We start from the raw sequence: 2,956 nt of genomic DNA, 5'->3' as shown, positions 1-2,956 counted from the left end.
TAAAGCGTTGGTTAAGTCCTCGATCTATTAGTATCAGTCAGCTCCACATGTCGCCACGCTTCCACCTCTGACCTATCAACCTGATCATCTTTCAGGGATCTTACTAGCTTGCGCCATGGGAAATCTCATCTTGAGGGGGGCTTCATGCTTAGATGCTTTCAGCACTTATCCCGTCCGCACGTAGCTACCCAGCTATGCCTTTGGCAAGACAACTGGTACACCAGCGGTGCGTCCATCCCGGTCCTCTCGTACTAAGGACAGCTCCTCTCAAATTTCCTGCGCCCGCGACGGATAGGGACCGAACTGTCTCACGACGTTCTGAACCCAGCTCGCGTACCGCTTTAATGGGCGAACAGCCCAACCCTTGGGACCGACTACAGCCCCAGGATGCGATGAGCCGACATCGAGGTGCCAAACCTCCCCGTCGATGTGGACTCTTGGGGGAGATAAGCCTGTTATCCCCGGGGTAGCTTTTATCCGTTGAGCGATGGCCCTTCCATGCGGAACCACCGGATCACTAAGCCCGACTTTCGTCCCTGCTCGACTTGTAGGTCTCGCAGTCAAGCTCCCTTGTGCCTTTACACTCTACGAATGATTTCCAACCATTCTGAGGGAACCTTTGGGCGCCTCCGTTACTCTTTAGGAGGCGACCGCCCCAGTCAAACTGCCCACCTGACACTGTCTCCCACCCCGATAAGGGGCGCGGGTTAGAATTTCAATACAGCCAGGGTAGTATCCCACCAACGCCTCCACCGAAGCTAGCGCTCCGGCTTCTCAGGCTCCTACCTATCCTGTACAAGCTGTACCAAAATTCAATATCAGGCTGCAGTAAAGCTCCACGGGGTCTTTCCGTCCTGTCGCGGGTAACCTGCATCTTCACAGGTACTATAATTTCACCGAGTCTCTCGTTGAGACAGTGCCCAGATCGTTACACCTTTCGTGCGGGTCGGAACTTACCCGACAAGGAATTTCGCTACCTTAGGACCGTTATAGTTACGGCCGCCGTTTACTGGGGCTTCGGTTCAAAGCTTCGCTTGCGCTAACCTCTCCCCTTAACCTTCCAGCACCGGGCAGGTGTCAGCCCCTATACTTCGCCTTGCGGCTTCGCAGAGACCTGTGTTTTTGCTAAACAGTCGCCTGGGCCTATTCACTGCGGCTTTTCTGGGCTATTCACCCTAAAAAGCACCCCTTCTCCCGAAGTTACGGGGTCATTTTGCCGAGTTCCTTAACGAGAGTTCTCTCGCACACCTTAGGATTCTCTCCTCGCCTACCTGTGTCGGTTTGCGGTACGGGCACCTTACATCTCACTAGAGGCTTTTCTTGGCAGCGTGGAATCAGGAACTTCGGTACTATATTTCCCTCGCCATCACAGCTCCGCCTTAATGGAAACGGGATTTGCCTCGTTTCCGGCCTAACTGCTTGGACGCGCATATCCAACAGCGCGCTTACCCTATCCTTCTGCGTCCCCCCATCGTTCAAACGATGTATAGGTGGTACAGGAATATCAACCTGTTGTCCATCGCCTACGCCTTTCGGCCTCGGCTTAGGTCCCGACTAACCCTGAGCGGACGAGCCTTCCTCAGGAAACCTTAGGCATTCGGTGGAAGGGATTCTCACCCTTCTTTCGCTACTCATACCGGCATTCTCACTTCTAAGCGCTCCACCAGTCCTTCCGGTCTGACTTCAACGCCCTTAGAACGCTCTCCTACCATCGACACCATACGGTGTCAATCCACAGCTTCGGTGATACGTTTAGCCCCGGTACATTTTCGGCGCGGAGTCACTCGACCAGTGAGCTATTACGCACTCTTTAAATGGTGGCTGCTTCTGAGCCAACATCCTGGTTGTCTAAGCAACTCCACATCCTTTTCCACTTAACGTATACTTTGGGACCTTAGCTGGTGGTCTGGGCTGTTTCCCTTTCGACTACGGATCTTATCACTCGCAGTCTGACTCCCAAGAATAAGTATTTGGCATTCGGAGTTTGACTGAATTCGGTAACCCGTTGGGGGCCCCTAGTCCAATCAGTGCTCTACCTCCAATACTCTCATCTTGAGGCTAGCCCTAAAGCTATTTCGGAGAGAACCAGCTATCTCCAGGTTCGATTGGAATTTCTCCGCTACCCACACCTCATCCCCGCACTTTTCAACGTGCGTGGGTTCGGGCCTCCATTCAGTGTTACCTGAACTTCACCCTGGACATGGGTAGATCACCTGGTTTCGGGTCTACGACCTCATACTCATTCGCCCTATTCAGACTCGCTTTCGCTGCGGCTCCGTCTTATCAACTTAACCTCGCATGAAATCGTAACTCGCCGGTTCATTCTACAAAAGGCACGCCATTACCCATTAACGGGCTTTGACTACTTGTAGGCACACGGTTTCAGGATCTATTTCACTCCCCTTCCGGGGTGCTTTTCACCTTTCCCTCACGGTACTGGTTCACTATCGGTCACTAGGGAGTATTTAGCCTTGGGAGATGGTCCTCCCTGCTTCCGACGGGATTTCTCGTGTCCCGCCGTACTCAGGATCCACTCAGGAGGGAACGAAGTTTCAACTACAGGGTTTTTACCTTCTTTGACGGACCTTTCCAGATCACTTCATTTACCCCGTTCCTTTGTAACTCCATGTTGAGTGTCCTACAACCCCAAGAGGCAAGCCTCTTGGTTTGGGCTAATTCCGTTTCGCTCGCCGCTACTCAGGAAATCGCATTTGCTTTCTCTTCCTCCGGGTACTTAGATGTTTCAGTTCCCCGGGTCTGCCTTCAGTACCCTATGTATTCAGGTAAAGATACTGTTCCATTACGAACAGTGGGTTTCCCCATTCGGAAATCTCCGGATCAAAGCTTACTTACAGCTCCCCGAAGCATATCGGTGTTAGTCCCGTCCTTCATCGGCTCCTAGTGCCAAGGCATCCACCGTGCGCCCTTTCTAACTTAACCGTTAAAAAAGATCTTT

The 2,956-nt window shown here is 52.4% G+C and carries 1 rRNA gene; it reads right to left on the bottom strand.

From position 1 onward, the window contains the following. Window positions 1-7 precede the first annotated feature (7 nt). Window positions 8-2,940: ribosomal RNA gene (locus ACQKMH_RS27480) — 23S ribosomal RNA — on the bottom strand. Window positions 2,941-2,956: the final 16 nt, after the last annotated feature.

It is taken from the genome of Peribacillus sp. NPDC097895 (genome assembly GCF_050277555.1).
GTDB lineage: Bacteria > Bacillota > Bacilli > Bacillales > DSM-1321 > Peribacillus.
Note: the sequence above shows the minus strand (reverse complement) of the source record. Positions and strands in the feature narration are given on the sequence as shown.